The organism is Streptomyces sp. NPDC048825, assembly GCF_043198355.1.
Lineage (GTDB): Bacteria > Actinomycetota > Actinomycetes > Streptomycetales > Streptomycetaceae > Streptomyces > Streptomyces xiangluensis.
Genome location: NZ_JBICUR010000005.1, coordinates 52,782 through 66,921, shown reverse-complemented (window position 1 = coordinate 66,921; position 14,140 = coordinate 52,782). Strand labels below are relative to the sequence as shown.

The window sequence follows — 14,140 nt, the reverse complement described above, 5'->3', positions numbered from 1 at the left end:
GCCCCGGCCCTCGCCCGCGAGCTCGGGGCAGCGTGATCAAGGTCGGCTCGTACTGGGCTGCGTTGGTGACGGTGACTGACGCGGCCTGCGCCGGCGCACCGGTGGTCTGAGCCCGGACAGGCCCAGGAACGCGGCCAATGGATACAAGCGGGCCCGACGGGACGCGGAGCAACCCCACCCGTCAGCACCGCCGGGGCGGGGGCTTCGCCGGGGACCACTTCCACATCGACTACGACCGTCAGCATGTCACCTGCCCCCACGGCCAGGTCAGCCAGGGCTGGCACGGCCCTACCCGACCCCCTCACACCCACAGCAGCCCCGCTGATCGTGGCCAGGTTCGCCAGAAGCCAGTGTCAGCCCTGCCAGGTCGCGGAAGATCTCGTTGGCGTTCGCGGAGAGGCGCGGGCCCGTCGATGAGCCCCCGCGCTGGCTGACGGGATCGCGCGGCCGTGTGGCGGGCGCACGATCATCCGCCGTGGGCGCCGGGCGAAGGTTGCGCCATGGCTAACTCGCCAGCGAGTGATGCCTCCGCCGGCGTGGATGCGCGGGCATGGTGCACATCGCGCGTTGGGGGAGACACACGAGGAGAGCAACCCTGCACCGGCCGACCGTGGTCGGGACCACCACTCGGGGGCAGGTCCCCTGCTCCAGGTGAGCATTACACATATTCACACAAAGCGAGCGGAACAGTTCATCAGAGGCATTCAGGAAGAAATGTGCATAGGGGACTCCCCGCGATAGAATCGTGGAGCATGGCAACACTCTCGGCACCACCGGCCCATGCGTGGCTGGCCCCGCAGCCACGCTCCGGCCCTTCACACACTGCGTTCGTCAAGGACCGTTTCCCGTCCCGACCCTGCGACGCCTGCCGAGCGCCCCAGCAACTCACAGGCTGCAGCTGCGGCCGCTGTCGCCCTCCGTCCGATCCCCCTACTGGCCATCCAGGCCGGGGGCGCCGTTGCCGCTTCGATAGCCGCACACCACGCAGGGCTGACAGCCCTGGCACGCCGCGCTCGCAAGGCGGCAGCCGGTGCCGAGCAGGCACCGCGCTCAACCCACTGCGGCTGCGAACCCACACCCCAGACTGCAGCCGCACATCACACAGATACCGATGCCCTCACCAGAGGGCGCTTCGGTCCCCGGGGAGCCGGACGACCGGCCGGCGCTGCCGGAGCCCCCGCAGCTGCCTCACTCCCCTGCCGGCCGATCCCGTCGGAATGTATGCCGCGAACTGCCCGGCCCAGTGACGCCGCGGTCCAGCATCAAGGCCGTCGTCGAGGATGTACGCCTTGGTGAGGAGATCACTGATGGCGTTGACCGCTGCGGAGATCGCCGACATTCGGCGCTACGCCCAGAAACTGGCCGACCAGGCGCCCCCACTCACCCCCGAGCAGCGGGACCGTCTCAAAGCCCTGCTCCCGCGCAAACCGACCGAGTCGAAGCCGATCGCCGCCTAGAAACGGCCCCCACCAGGCCGGTGTTCCAGCACTGCTGCGCGACCGCACAGCGAAGCGCCTGTACCGACGCACCAGCAGCAGCCACACTTCAGGAACGCGTCAGTCGCCCAAGACGCCGTCGAGGTAGTCTGCACCGGCCCGCACAGGCCGCGCGGAACCAGCCTGCAGACAATCGCCCTGCCAGGCCCAGACGACCCCTGTGACTTCCCTGACGCTCACTGGGGCGTTTCCGTGTGTGCGCTCAGGTCAGCGCAGGCCCTCTGTGCCGTCGTGCTCTTCGCCGATTGGCCGACGGTCGTCCCAGGGGTCCCGCCGGTAACGCTCCAGGATTGAACGCTAAGGAATGATCATGCTCGGGTCTGGGCTGTTGTGCTGTCCGGAACCGTGCGGGGCTCACCGTACGGTCTCGGGCTCGGCCCGCGGGCCCGGGAACTCGCTGGCTTGGAGGGCGGCGAAGTCGGCGTGGGCCGCCTCGACGGCTTCGGGGTACGCCTCGCGCCTGGCGTACTCGGCCAGGGCCCGGTAGACGCTTGCCACCGAAGGGTTCTGTCCCTTGCGCTTGCCTGTGGGGATGATCAGGTCGGGCTGGATCTGCTCGACGGACTCACCGAGTGCCCGGCGCCGCAGCACGGTGTGCAGCATGTCGTCGGTGATGACCGGCGGCCGGCCGCCGTGCTTGCCCTTGCGGGCGGCGGTGTCGAGCCCTTCGAGCGTCGACTCCCGGATGTTCTCCCGCTCGGTCTCAGCCATCGCTGCGAAGAACGCGAACAGCAGCTTGCCGGGGCCGCTGGGGTCGTACATTCCCGGCAGCGGTCCGGCGAGCATCTCCAGGACCAGGCCGTGCGCGGTCAGATGGTCCGCGAGGGCGGTCAGCTCTGCCGCGTCCCGTCCCAGTCGCTTCATCTCGTACACCGTGAAGATCACGCGGCAGTGGGGGGCGTGGGCCTTGATCTCCCGCGCGGTCTTGAGCGCCTCCTCGAACTGTGGGCGTACGCGGATGCGGGTGCTGATCTTCTCGCTGAAGATTTTGTCCCGCGGGATGCCGTGCTGGGTGAGCGCGTCGAGCTGCGAGTCGAGTTCTTGGCTGCGGTGCGAGCATCTCGCGTACCCGATGCGGATGTCCGCGCCCGGCAGGGCCGGGTCGATGGGGGCCGGCGGCGGGGTGCCGGGCCGCCACGGCTGTCCGGGCCCACGGTCGGCCGGGGTGGGCACCCGCAGGAGCTTGGCGAGCCGGGGCACCTTGGTGAAGCGGCCGGTGTGGTAAGCGGAGGCGACCGCGCCGGAGCGCGAGCGGCAGGGCGAGCCCGGCTGTGCGTCGCACTTCGGGCAGGGGCGGCGTTCGACGTCGTCCGCGTCCGACCGGCCGGACGCGGAAGGGTCTTGAGGGTCCGTCATGACCCCGGATCTTCGCACAATGCAAGTCTCAGAAGGGGGTCGCTCCCACTTTTGAGTGAGAACGGGTTCCGGGAACCAATTCAAGATCATCAAGGGTCCGGCGTCCCGTTCTTGATCCTGCTCGGGCAAAGGGTCATTTATGAGAATGACCGCCGGTGACTGCCGTCACACTGCGCTACATGTCCGTTCGCGGCAGCGATGCGAGCGTCACGCGGCGGACGCCGACTCGTCACCGCGTTCACCGGACACCTGTTCGTTCACCCACTGCTGAGCCTCCGCGAGGTTCGGCGCCGTGCCCGCCGGTTCGTACGAAAATCCGTTCCACTCCTCCAGGGCCCGCGGCTCGTCCGGGCGGAGGTGTTCCGGCGCCGCCGTGCAGGGGCCGGTGACGCCGGTGGACGTCCATGGGTGGGCGGCGCCGTTTCTCGTACGCGGCGAGCGGGTCGCCGTCGTCGACGCGCGGGACGGCGCGCGACGGCTGGTTCAGGGGTCCGGGTCGGGAGTGCTTACCCATGCGCTCGATGGTCTCAGGCCGCGATGGTGGTCGGACGGGCGGTGGCGAGATCCCGAGCCCTGGTACGTACGTCCTGCACCGCGGCGGTCTCGTACGGCCGGGCCGCCTCCAGCAGCATGTTGAGGCGGGAGGCCACGAGGGTGGAGTCGACGCGGGCCGCGTCGTCGAGCGCCTGGTGCGCCGCGGCGGCTCCCCGCTCCGCCTCGCCCTCGTCGAGCAGCGCGGCTGCGAGCCCGACGCGGTCCATGACCTTCACGCGGTCGAGCCGGGCTTGCGCAGCTTCAGGGCGTCCTCGAAATGGCCGCTCGCCACTCGGCGGCCGCGGTGGAGTCCGGCGAGGTCGCGGGCGGAGACCGCGCGGGCGCCGGCATGCTCGGCCGCGTCGAAGTAGCTCACCCACTCGGGGACGTCGTCGCCGAGTCCGTCCGCCAGGAGGCCGTCGGCGTCGCCGAGGTACCGGTCGGCCTCCCGCTCGTCGCCGAGGGCCGCGTGCACCCGGCCGGTCTGCGAGGCGACCAGCGCTCTCGTCGCGGGCAGGGTGGCCTTCTTCGCGGCGACGCCGAGGAGACCGAGGGCGTCCTGCGGGTGGCCGAGGTAGATCATCTGGTGCGACATGCGGGTGACGATCTCCACCCCGCGGTCGCGCCGCCCCGCTTCCCCGGCCGCGTACGTGCCGTAACTCCAGAAGCGTTGGGCGATGGCGTACCGGCCGCAGTCGTGGCTGACCCACCCCGCGAGCGCCGCCAGGTCGGCGGTCGCCGCGAACACCCGGCCGCGCAGGGACGGCGGGACACCGTCCTGGATGCGGCGGGCGACCTCGGCGAGCGAGATACGGTCTATGACTGCGCCGTACCGTCACCGACGCCCTGCTCGAACGAATCCGCCGTCCCGGTCGGCGCCGACGGTCTGGGCTGAACCGGCGGGCGGCGGGTCGTACGGCCCGTAGGGCGGGGCCGACGCGTTGCGCTGCGCAGCAGGCACGGTCTTCCGTTTGTGGTGATCAGCGAACTCGACACTCCATGATCACCGGAAGTCGTGCCGGCAGGCGTATCCTCCGACCGTCACGAACCGCCCACCATCGCCGACTTGGGATATCGAGCCCATACCGGCAGCTTCGGGCCGACCGCGAGAACGACGTCCGCCGCCCGTGGGCAGCGGACGGAGTGCCGGCGTGAGTCAGCCGGTGAAGACGGCCTCGGGTTGGTCGCGGCGCTCGTGCAGGTCCCAGTACAAGGGTGCGATCTGGTCGGGGGTGGCTGCGGGGATGCCTTCGGGGCCGTCGTCACCGATCCAGGTGCTGATCGCCACGTGCGCGGCGTACACGCCGCTCCCCGCCAGTTCGTTGTGCAGGTTGAGCACCCAGTTGCGCAGTGCTCCGGCCGCGGCGTTGACGTTGCCGAGCATGGGGACGGGGTTGATGGAGCCGCCGCCGGTGGTGAACAGCAGGGTCCCGGCTCCGGCCTCCCGCATGGCGGGCAATACGGCGCGGGCGGCGGTGACGGCGCCGTAGAAGTTGTACTCGATCTGCGGCTGCAGGTTTTCCACCGTGGACTCGCTCGGGGTGGCCATGGTGAGGCCGGGCACCAGCGAGTGCGGTGCCGGGGAGTACTCCAGTACGTCGATGCCACCGAAGTGGGCCTTCGCCGCGTCGAGGGCTTCGGTGAGGGAGGGGCGGTCCAGTACGTCGGCGGGGAACGCGGCGGCCGTGATGCCTTCCTGGCCGAGCTGGTCGACGAGGGAGTCCAGCTTCCCCTTGGTGCGGGCGATGAGGGCGACGTCGAAGCCGCGCTTGCCGAAGGTACGGGCGATGGCCAGGCCCATGCCGGGGCCGGCGCCGACGATGGCGAGAGAGGGCACGATCAGATCTCTTTTCGTAGAGGTGGAGGGGGCGGGAGGAGTTCAGGAGCAGGTGAGGGCGAGCCTGTCCTTCGACGGGTCGGGGCCGGAGCCAGTGTGGAAGCGAGTCTCCTGCCCGGCCGCAACAGGCCCGTGAGCTGTGCGCCGTCGCCAGCCAGGTGCATCATCACGTCGACCCCGCCGTGGGTGAGCGCACGCACCTGGTCATCCAGGTCGCCGGTGAAGTCGATCAGGTGCACCTCGGTGGAGCCGTCGATGCGCGTCCGCAGCCGGTGACGATGAGGGGCCTGCCCGAGAGACCGGTGGATCCGGTGGGTGGTTTCATGGCGCTTCCCCTCGGGTGAGGTGAGTACGGCTTGGTGGCAGTGGGTCGGCAGGTGAGGCGAGGAGGCCGTCCGATCCCGCCGGCCTGCCTATGTGTTCGGCCTCGGGTGTCGCCACTGGGCGTCATGAGGTCACGCGGCGTGCGCGTCGCTCAGCGTTTTCGACCATTCCTGTCGGGTGGCGATGGCGGATCGCCAGGCGCGGATCGCCTTCGGTGGCATGCCGACCGACAGGGCGCCTGTCAGGCGGTCGCCCTTGCGGTAGGCGGCGATGAAGCGACGGGACGCCAAGTCGCCGTCCACGATCACCGCTTCGTCGTGGTCGCGCAGATGTCCGTACGCCTGGATCTTCATGTCGTACTGGTCCGACCAGAAGTACGGCACGGGGGCGAACGGCCGGGGATTCTCCGGGTTCAGCAGGTTGCGGGCGACCGCCATGCCCTGCTCGGCTGCGTTCGTGCGGTGCTCGATCCGCATGGTCGTCCCGAACAGCGGGTTGTACCAGCGGGCCACGTCGCCCACCCCGTGCACGCCGGGCGCCGCCTGGCAGAACTGGTCGCACACCAGGCCGTCGTCCAGCCGCAGCCCACTGCCTTGAAGCCATTCGACGTTCGGGTGCGAGCCGATGCCCACCACCACATCGTCCGCCGGGACGACGGTCCCGTCGGCCAGGCCGACGCCGGTGGCCCGGCCGTCGTGCAAGAGGATCTCGCTGACCGTGACACCGGTGCGGAGGTCGACGCCGTGGTCGAGGTGGGTCCGGGTCAGGGCCCGGCCCACAGCTTCGCCGACGGCGTGCGCCAGCGGTACGGGCGCCGGTTCGATCATCGTCACGTCGATGCCGAGCCTGCGGGCGGCCGCGGCGGCCTCGGCGCCGATGAAACCTGCGCCGACGACGACCAGGCGCTGCCCGGGAGCCAGCCGTGCCTTCAGCGCTGTCGCGTCCTCCAGGGTGCGCAGTACATGCACCCCGGATACGCCCGTACTACCCGGAAAGCGCCGCGGCCGGACGCCGGTGGCGACCACCAGGGCGTCGTAGGGCAGGATCCGGCCGTCCGACAGCACCACGGTCCGCTCCGCGCGGTCCACGTCGGTGGCCGCGTTGCCCAGCCGTAGGTCGAGGTCCAGTGCGTCGATCTCCGCCGGTGGGCGCAGCCTGAGCCGCTCGGGCTGCCATTGCCCGTTGAGGAACTGCTTGGACAGCGGTGGACGGTCGTACGGCAGATGCGGCTCGTCGCCGATCAGGGTGACTGATCCCCGGTAGCCCTGTCTGCGCAGTGCTTCGGCCGTGGCCAGGCCGCCCGCGGACGCGCCGACGATCACGATACGGTCCGGGAGGCCAGGGGAGCGTTGGGGGTGCCCGGCGGTACTCACGATTCCACCAGCCGGATCGCCGCGGCCGGGCAGACCAGCGCCGCCTCACGGACGCTGTCGTGCAGTTCGGCCGCCGGGGTCTCGTCGAGCAGGACGACCATGCCGTCGGCGTCCCGTTGATCGAAGACCTCCGGGGCGAGCAGCACGCACTGTCCGGCGGCGACGCACTTGGGGACGTCTACTTCCACCTTCATGTTCATGGGGTTGTGCTCCGCTTGGTTCGAGGATGTCGTTCGACTCGGTGGAGAGGTTCCGAGCCGAGTGGTGACGGGTTCGGCAGAGTGGGGGCGCGTTCGGGCCCGGTGGGGCGGTCCGTTCACCACGTCACGGGCAGTTCGCTGACTCCGTAGACGGCCGTTTCCTGCTTGAAGGCGAGGTCCTCGAGGGGTGCGTCGAGCCGCAGTCCGGGGAGCCGCTGGAAGAGTTCAGGCAGGGCGATCTGGAGTTCGGCGCGGGCCAGGGGCTGGCCGAGACACTGGTGGATGCCGTACCCGAACGCCACGTGCTGGCGCGCGTTGGCCCGGCCGAGGTCAAGGCGGTCGGGGTCGGTGAAGGCCTCCGGGTCGCGGTTGGCCAGATGGATGGGGACTATCACGCCGTCCCCGGCCGAGATGGTGACACCGCCGATCGTGACGTCCTCGCGAGCAAGGCGGCGCAGGCCCATGTGAACGATGGACAGGTAACGGAGCAGTTCCTCCACCGCCTGCGCGGTCTCGGCCGGTCCCGCGAGCAGCCGGGGTATCTCGCCGGGGTTCTGCAGCAGGGCGACGGTGCCGAGTGCGATCATGTTCGCGGTGGTCTCGTGGCCGGCGAACAGCAGGAACACCGCGAGGTCGGTGGCGTCCCCCTCGGTGACGGTGCCCGCGTCGACCTGCTCGACGAGGCGGGACAGGACGTCGTCGCCGGGGGCCTTCCGCTTGGCGGCGAGCAGGTCGAGCAGATAGGCATTGAGCTCCCCCCATGCCTGGGTGAACTGTTCCCCTGTGGCCGTGATGTCCACGAAGACCTTCGAGCGCTCCTGGAAGTACTCGTGGTCCTCGTACGGCACGCCGAGCAGCTCGCAGATCACCAGCGAGGGCAGCGGCAGGGCGAAACGCTCCACGAGGTCCACCGGCCCCTGTGACCGGGCTATCTCGTCCAGCAGCTGTCCCGTGATGCCGGTGATGGTGGGACGCAGTGCGTCGATCTTCTTGACCATGAACTCGCGGGTGAGCGTGCGCCGCATCGTGGTGTGGACGGGTGCGTCGACGTTGGCGAAGAAGCCGGGCGGCTGGGGCGGCTGATCCGGCTGCACGTCCGGGTAGCCGGGCTGTGAGGGGTCGCTGCTGAAGGCGGGGTGGCCGAGCACCGCACGGGCGTCCTCCCAGCGGGTCACCAGCCAGGCGCCGCGCCGGCCGTCCCAGATGGTGACGCGGCTGATCGGTGCCTCCTCACACAGGCGGGAGTAAGCGGGAGGCGGATCGAGGGGTGCGGTCCTCGGCCGGGCGAGGACGAATTCGGGCGTGGGGCCAGGGGGCACGAGGGCTCCTCTCATCGACCTAACGGCGTTAGGTTGACTAACGCCGTTAGGTGGTTGTCGAGGTGAGCCTAACGCCGTTAGGTGGTTTTGGCGAGGCCCGTTCCAGACGGGTGGCAAGCCGTGGATGGCCGATGATGAAAGCCCAGTCGCAACCGGCGGGGTACGGAGGAGGAAGCGTGGACTTGGCAGCCCAGAGGCGGCGTGTGCCCTACCGGCAGGGTGAAGGGGAGCGCCTCCGGCAGGACATCCTGGACACGGCGACCCGCATCCTGGAGGAGTCCGGTCGCGAGGACGCCCTGTCTCTGCGTGGCATCGCCCGCGAGCTGGGCATCGCCGCGCCCAGTATCTACCTGCACTTCAACGACAAGACCGACCTGGTGCGGACGGTGCTCGATGCCCGGTACGCCGCGCTGGCGTCGACCATGCGCGAGGCCGGAAGCGCGGCCGCCGAGGCCGGTGCCGACGCATGGGGTGTCCTGCGCGCCATCGTGGGCACCTACCGCGGGTTCGCCGTCGACAATCCCCGCCGCTATCGGCTCATGTTCAGCCTGGAGCAGCAGACTTCGGCGGAGGACCGGCGCGCCACCGGGCATCCGCTCGACCGGGTGCTGATCGCGTGGACCGATGCCGTTGACCAGTACCTCGCCGCAGCCTGTCCCGAGCAACGCGAGGAGGCCGAGACGCTGGGGGTCCTGCTGTGGACCGGCCTGCACGGTCAGTTCGCCCTCTGGCACACCCTGCCGCATTCCTTTGTCGATGACGACACCATCCTGCGCGAGCTTGAGGAGGCGTTGATGAGGAGACTGCTGCCGCCGTCCGACTGACCGCCGGACGTTGGATGCGGCCATCCAGCGGCGCACGGTGCGCTGACCTGTTGACGCCGACTTTTCGACGGCCAAGGCCCTGGAGGCCAAGGGCGCCTAAGTGTGTGGCCTCGGGTCAGTGTGTCCTGATCGCTCCGGAGGTCTTCGACCAGCGGGACGAGGACGGCATGGCCGTCCTCCTCGGCGAGCACCCCGCGCCCGAACTCCACGACGGGGTACGCGAGTCCGCCGCCGTCTGCCCCGCCGCGGCCATCCGGCTGGAGGAGAAGTGACCGCACGTGTCGTGGTCGTCGGTGCCTCCGCGGGCGGACTGGCGACCGCCGAGGCCCTGCGCCGCCAGGCTTCGACGGGGCCGTCACCGTTATCGGTGACGAGCCCCACCTCCGCCGAGCGGGTCCGCGAAGCCGTAACGGCCCCGGCCGATGTGACGGCTCCCGTATCCCCCTTCCGGGGCTCTGGCCAGCGCGGACGCCTTGGTCAAGGTGGTGGCGACCACGACGGGCCGGTGACCGCCCTACTCGTCGTCGGTGGCGTCCTTGTCCCGCAGCGGGCGCATCCCGCCGGGCAGGCCGCTCCCGACCTTCGTGCTCGTGGGCATGGCGCCCACCACCCCGGGTTCAGAGACGCACGGCCTTGGTGCCGCCCCTCCCTCCGTGGGGCGGCACCGGGGCCGCTTGCGTCTATTCCTCGGTGGCGTTCGGGTCCCGCAGCGCCCTAAGGGCCCCGTCGCCGTGGCTGCGGACGATCGGGTAGCGCCCGTGGAAGTTGATGTGCTCGTGGACCAGCGGAGAGAGCCGGGAGCGGATCTCGGGTGAGATGGTCAGCCCGCCGGCCTCCAACTCTTTGACCGCGGCGTCGATGTAGAGGGTGTTCCACCACACGACCGAATTCATCGCCATACCCAGTGCTCCGAGCTGATCCTCCATCCCGTCCCGGTAGCCGTGCCGGAGCTCGCCGAGGCGCCCGAAGAAGATCCGCCGCCCGAGTGCGTGGCGGCCCTCGCCGATGTTGAGCTGGACACCGATCATGCGCCGGTATGCCTCGGAGTCGATGAACTGCAGCAGGTGCAGGGTCTTGAAGATCCGGCCATAGTGCGCGAACGCGTCGCCGAGGCCGGTCATGCGGTCGCCGGAGGTCATCATCCGCAACAGGTCGTACGCGCGGACCTTGCCGGTCTGCAGGGACCCGGCGACGCGGAGCATGTCCTCCCAGTTCTGCCGGATCCGCTCGACCTGGACGCGCTGGCGCGAGACGGGCTGCAGCGGCCCGTAGTCCTTGTCCAGGTCGAAGCGCCACAGCCGGGCATCGGAGATGTCCGCGATCCGCGGGGAGAACTGATAGCCGCAGATCGCGAACAGCCCGAAGACCAGGTCACTGTACGAACCGGTGTCGGTGATCACGATCTCCGGACGCACCGGGCCGTCGAGGTTGAACATCGCGTCCAGGATGCCGAGCGAGTCGCGCAGGGTGCCGGGCGTGACGATGCCGCCCAGGCCCATCACGCGGTCCGAGACGACGTTGAGCCAGGTCGCTCCGCGACCGGTCGAAAAGTACTTCCGGTTCGGCCGGGAATGTATGGATCTGACGGGGACGGTGAAGCGCATCCCGTCGGCGGAGGCGACGTGTCCGCCGCCCCAGTCGGAGGCGATGTCGATGTCGCCCTGGCTGCCCACCAGGAGCCCGGAGCCGGCGCTGATGCCGGGCAGGTGGAAGTAGCCGGAGTCCGCGGCCGCCAGCCGTGAGCGGCTCAGCGCCTTCGAGTCGGGCTTGATGACCGGCTCCAGCCCGATGTTCGTCGACTTGTGCACCAGCAGCGCGGTGAGCGTGAGGTCCAGATCCTCGGGGCGGGCGACCTTGCCACCGATGTGCTCGAAGCAGTCGAACATGCCGGTCCGGGCGTGGACTTCCAGCAGCAGTTCCGGATAGTCGATCCTGGGCAGCATAGCCTGCACCGCGTCGTGGACCGGCTTGTACCCGGCCGGTTCCGGCTCCGCCTCCAGGCGGTCCAGGCGGATTTTGCCGTCCACGATGTCGACGGCCGCGTTGCCGGGCAGGTTGTCGGCGACGTGCCCGTACATCTCGTCCAGCAGCACCTCCAGCTCACCCAGGTGCTCGTTCGCGCTGCCTGAGAGCTCCAGAGCGGTCAGCACCCGGGGCCGGTTGACCTGCCAGTCCGGCCCGGACAGCAAACGGGCGCGCGGATCACCCCAGTTGTCGGCGCCCTTCGCGTACACATCCCGGCGCTTGAGCGCGGTGTGCAGGGCCTCCAGGACACAGAACGTCCACGCCTTCTTGTCGATGATCCCGTTCACCGCGAGCAGCGGGTCACCGAGCACCAGGCGCCGCCAGCTGCCGTCCAGCAGACGTGTGTCGATGTGCTCGACGCCGGGCTTGCGCCGCGCCTGGACCTTCGGCAGCTCGACAAGTGCCTCGATGACGGGGGTGCCGGCCTGGGTCGCACCCCACGGGATCACCTCGGCCAGCAGCGACGTGAACCTGCGGGCCGTCGCGTACCGGTCGATCAGCTGCTTGCGCCAGGCGGTGTCCGCGTCCTCATCCGAGCCCTCTGGCAGTAACTCGCCGAGCTCCACGACCGCCTTCACGAGCTCCTCGCGGGTGACGATCTTCTCGACGATCTCCCACGCCTCGGCCATCTCCACGGCCACGCTCAGCGGCTCCGCACCCGTCTCCTCATCGCCGTCGGCCTGGTGCTCGATGGGAACATCGAGGAACACGGCGACCGCGTTCCTCACTTTTGCCGCGGCCTTGCGCAGCTTCGGCAGCCCCTTCAGCTTCTCCTTGACGTCCTGGCGCTCCGCGCGGGCCAGCAGCTTCGTGGCCATCAGCACGTCGAAGAGGGTGAGCGCGTCGTCGACCGACGCCCCCTCAAGGTGCCGCATCGTGGCCAGCACCGTCGCCGTCCTGCGCGGCTCCGCCAGCCGCCGCAGGGTCGGGGCGTGCGTGCCCATCCCGTACCGGGCCAGCTCCGCCAGCTTCACCGGCGGCACCCGCCACAGATCCACCTCACCCGCCTTCACCCCGCGAATGTCCCGGGTACGCTCCAGCGCCTCCTTCTGCCCCTGGCCCGACACATCCCGCGGCCCCTTGCGCCACCGTTCCAGCGCCGAGCGGAAGGCCCTCTCGGGGACGTCGAGGATCTCCAGCAGCTCGCGCCGGAATTCCGGCTCCACCGGGGCGTCCACCACCGAGTAGATCAACGCCTGTTCGCCCTTGCGGACCTCGGCGACCAGGTAGCCCAGCGACGTGAGCCCCGGTAGCAGTACCCGGTTTCGCAGCAGCCACGTCACCGCCCGGTCGAACAGGGCCCGCGGCCCGTCGTTCGACACCCACACCCGCCCGGCTATGTGCTCGCGCAGCTGCAGGTCTCCGTCGTCGAAATCTGGGATCTTCAGCAGCTTGCGGATCTCGCGGGCATGCTCGTGCTGGGTCGGCAGTCGTTCCGGATACAGCTTCAGACTGGACGCGTCGTCGATCCCCAGCTGTTCGGCGACGAACGCGGCCACCCCCGGCGGTACATCGGCCGGCGTCGACAAGAAGGTGCCGAGCATGCGCACCGTGCCCCACTGCACCGCCCAGCCAAGCCGGTTGTGGGCCCGCCGCTTGGACGCTGCCTGCTCCAGCGCGGTCGCGTCCAGCCGGAAGAACTCCTCCAGCTCCTGGACCGACGGCTCCCCGGCGAAGCGCCCGTACCGGGCTAGGGACGCCCTGCGCTCCAGAGGGCCCTCGGGGGTGGCGTCGCGGATGCAGCCGGGCTGGCGGGCCTGGCTGGCGCGTGCGCTGGAGCAGGGCCCGGCCGCGCATGGCTGGACGGAAGACCAGCGGTGGACGCTGGCGAGGATCTCGGTGCTCATCGCCCGCCGCTTCCACGTGCGCTTCAGCCAGCCGCAACTGTCCAGGATCCTGCGGCAGATGGGCTTTTCCGTCCAGGTTCCGGTGCACCGGGCCGCCGAACGGGACGAGGAGCAGGTGCGGCAGTGGCGGGAGGAGACCTGGGCGCGCGTGGAAAGAAGGGGTGAGGGAGCAGGACGCATGGCTGGTGTTCGAGGACGAGTCGGGCCAAGGCGCTGCGCCCGCCCAAGGCCCGCACCTGGTCCCGCATCGGAGTGCCGCCGCAGGTCAAAGTCTCGGGGAAGGGATCGGGGCGGGTGTCGGTCGCCGGGATGGTCTGCGCGAAGCCGGGCGAGCGGACCCGCCTGATCTACCGGATGCTCGTCCATCACTCCGGCCGGCGCGGTGAGAAGAACGGCTTCAGGGAGCAGGACTTCGCCGAACTGCTGGACGCCGCCCACCGGCAGCTCGGCGGGAAGATCGTGCTGGTCTGGGACAACTCCACCCAGCACAAGAACGCGCTGATGCGCGAGTTACTGGCCGCCCGGCAACGGTGGCTGACCGTCTTCCGCCTGCCGGCCTACGCCCCGGAGCTGAACCCGGCCGAAGGCGTGTGGGCGAACCTGAAGAACGACCTGGGCAACCTCGCCGCCTGCACCGTCGACGCCCTCGCCGACCTCACCCGCACCCGGCTGAAGAAGATGCAGTACCGGCCCGAACTCCTCGACGGCTTCATCGCCGAGACCGGCCTCACCTGTACACCGCCATAACGTCACCCCGAAGCGAAAGCCTCAGAAGCGCCTCGACCCTCCACCAGGCGTTTTACCGAGTCCCAGGCTGGATAGGGCGCTGCCCGGGCTGTCGACCACAGCCCAGGCAGCGCCGCATTGCGTTCAACGGGGTTTAGTGGCGCTCGTTTTTCCACGCCGTCACAACCGACGGCCACGGCACGTTGCCCGCCCCGTCCGGCTTGCGGAGCCCGGGTTCTCGGCGGTGGCCCCGCTCATCTCGCCCGGGTGCTGCGGCGC

14 protein-coding genes are annotated in these 14,140 nt (G+C 70.0%); 5 read left to right on the top strand and 9 right to left on the bottom strand.

The features are described from left to right. Positions 1-1,307 precede the first annotated feature (1,307 nt). Complete coding sequence (locus ACGFNK_RS14215) at positions 1,308-1,457, top strand: hypothetical protein (RefSeq protein ID WP_393415663.1); 150 nt, start codon at positions 1,308-1,310, stop codon at positions 1,455-1,457. Positions 1,458-1,850: 393 nt separating this feature from the next. On the opposite strand, the gene ACGFNK_RS14210 is transcribed toward ACGFNK_RS14215, so the two are convergent. From ACGFNK_RS14210 to ACGFNK_RS14175, 8 genes are all read right to left on the bottom strand, one after another. After that, entirely contained in the window at positions 1,851-2,852 is a 1,002-nt protein-coding gene (locus tag ACGFNK_RS14210) for a recombinase family protein (RefSeq protein ID WP_165269956.1), read from the bottom strand. Positions 2,853-3,059: 207 nt separating this feature from the next. Continuing rightward, positions 3,060-3,185, bottom strand: coding sequence for a hypothetical protein (locus tag ACGFNK_RS14205; RefSeq protein ID WP_241267590.1), 126 nt, complete (start codon positions 3,183-3,185; stop codon positions 3,060-3,062). 194 nt (positions 3,186-3,379) lie between these two features. Further along, positions 3,380-3,622 (bottom strand): hypothetical protein, encoded by a 243-nt coding sequence (locus ACGFNK_RS14200; protein WP_241267588.1) that lies wholly within the window; start codon positions 3,620-3,622, stop codon positions 3,380-3,382. Next, positions 3,619-4,134 carry a hypothetical protein gene (locus tag ACGFNK_RS14195; RefSeq protein WP_241267589.1) on the bottom strand — a complete coding sequence of 172 codons (516 nt, stop codon included), beginning with the start codon at positions 4,132-4,134 and terminating at the stop codon, positions 3,619-3,621. Before ACGFNK_RS14195 ends, ACGFNK_RS14200 begins: the two co-directional genes overlap by 4 nt. A gap of 408 nt (positions 4,135-4,542) precedes the next feature. Continuing rightward, on the bottom strand, positions 4,543-5,223 hold the full coding sequence (locus tag ACGFNK_RS14190) for an SDR family NAD(P)-dependent oxidoreductase (RefSeq protein ID WP_393415661.1): 681 nt from the start codon (positions 5,221-5,223) through the stop codon (positions 4,543-4,545). A 455-nt stretch (positions 5,224-5,678) separates the two neighbouring features. Further along, positions 5,679-6,920 (bottom strand): NAD(P)/FAD-dependent oxidoreductase, encoded by a 1,242-nt coding sequence (locus ACGFNK_RS14185; RefSeq protein WP_393415659.1) that lies wholly within the window; start codon positions 6,918-6,920, stop codon positions 5,679-5,681. After that, positions 6,917-7,114 (bottom strand): ferredoxin, encoded by a 198-nt coding sequence (locus ACGFNK_RS14180; RefSeq protein ID WP_266842203.1) that lies wholly within the window; start codon positions 7,112-7,114, stop codon positions 6,917-6,919. Before ACGFNK_RS14180 ends, ACGFNK_RS14185 begins: the two co-directional genes overlap by 4 nt. A gap of 122 nt (positions 7,115-7,236) precedes the next feature. Further along, positions 7,237-8,454 (bottom strand): cytochrome P450, encoded by a 1,218-nt coding sequence (locus ACGFNK_RS14175; protein ID WP_393415657.1) that lies wholly within the window; start codon positions 8,452-8,454, stop codon positions 7,237-7,239. A gap of 161 nt (positions 8,455-8,615) precedes the next feature. Between ACGFNK_RS14175 and ACGFNK_RS14170 the strand changes: the two genes are divergently transcribed. After that, on the top strand, positions 8,616-9,263 hold the full coding sequence (locus ACGFNK_RS14170; protein WP_266841022.1) for a TetR/AcrR family transcriptional regulator: 648 nt from the start codon (positions 8,616-8,618) through the stop codon (positions 9,261-9,263). 104 nt (positions 9,264-9,367) lie between these two features. Beyond that, positions 9,368-9,535, top strand: a complete 168-nt coding sequence (locus ACGFNK_RS14165) for a ferredoxin (RefSeq protein ID WP_229878594.1) — start codon at positions 9,368-9,370, stop codon at positions 9,533-9,535. 408 nt (positions 9,536-9,943) lie between these two features. On the opposite strand, the gene ACGFNK_RS14160 is transcribed toward ACGFNK_RS14165, so the two are convergent. Continuing rightward, positions 9,944-13,135 carry a Tn3 family transposase gene (locus tag ACGFNK_RS14160; RefSeq protein WP_393415654.1) on the bottom strand — a complete coding sequence of 1,064 codons (3,192 nt, stop codon included), beginning with the start codon at positions 13,133-13,135 and terminating at the stop codon, positions 9,944-9,946. On the opposite strand from ACGFNK_RS14160, the gene ACGFNK_RS14155 reads away from it, so the two are divergent. Then, a complete protein-coding gene (locus ACGFNK_RS14155) occupies positions 13,026-13,481 on the top strand; it encodes a winged helix-turn-helix domain-containing protein (protein ID WP_393415652.1) in 456 nt (151 codons plus the stop codon). The two genes, ACGFNK_RS14160 and ACGFNK_RS14155, sit on opposite strands and share 110 nt — an antisense overlap. Then, positions 13,388-13,882: a transposase gene (locus ACGFNK_RS14150; RefSeq protein WP_393415651.1), complete on the top strand. Its 495-nt coding sequence runs from the start codon at positions 13,388-13,390 to the stop codon at positions 13,880-13,882. Before ACGFNK_RS14155 ends, ACGFNK_RS14150 begins: the two co-directional genes overlap by 94 nt. Positions 13,883-14,140: the final 258 nt, after the last annotated feature.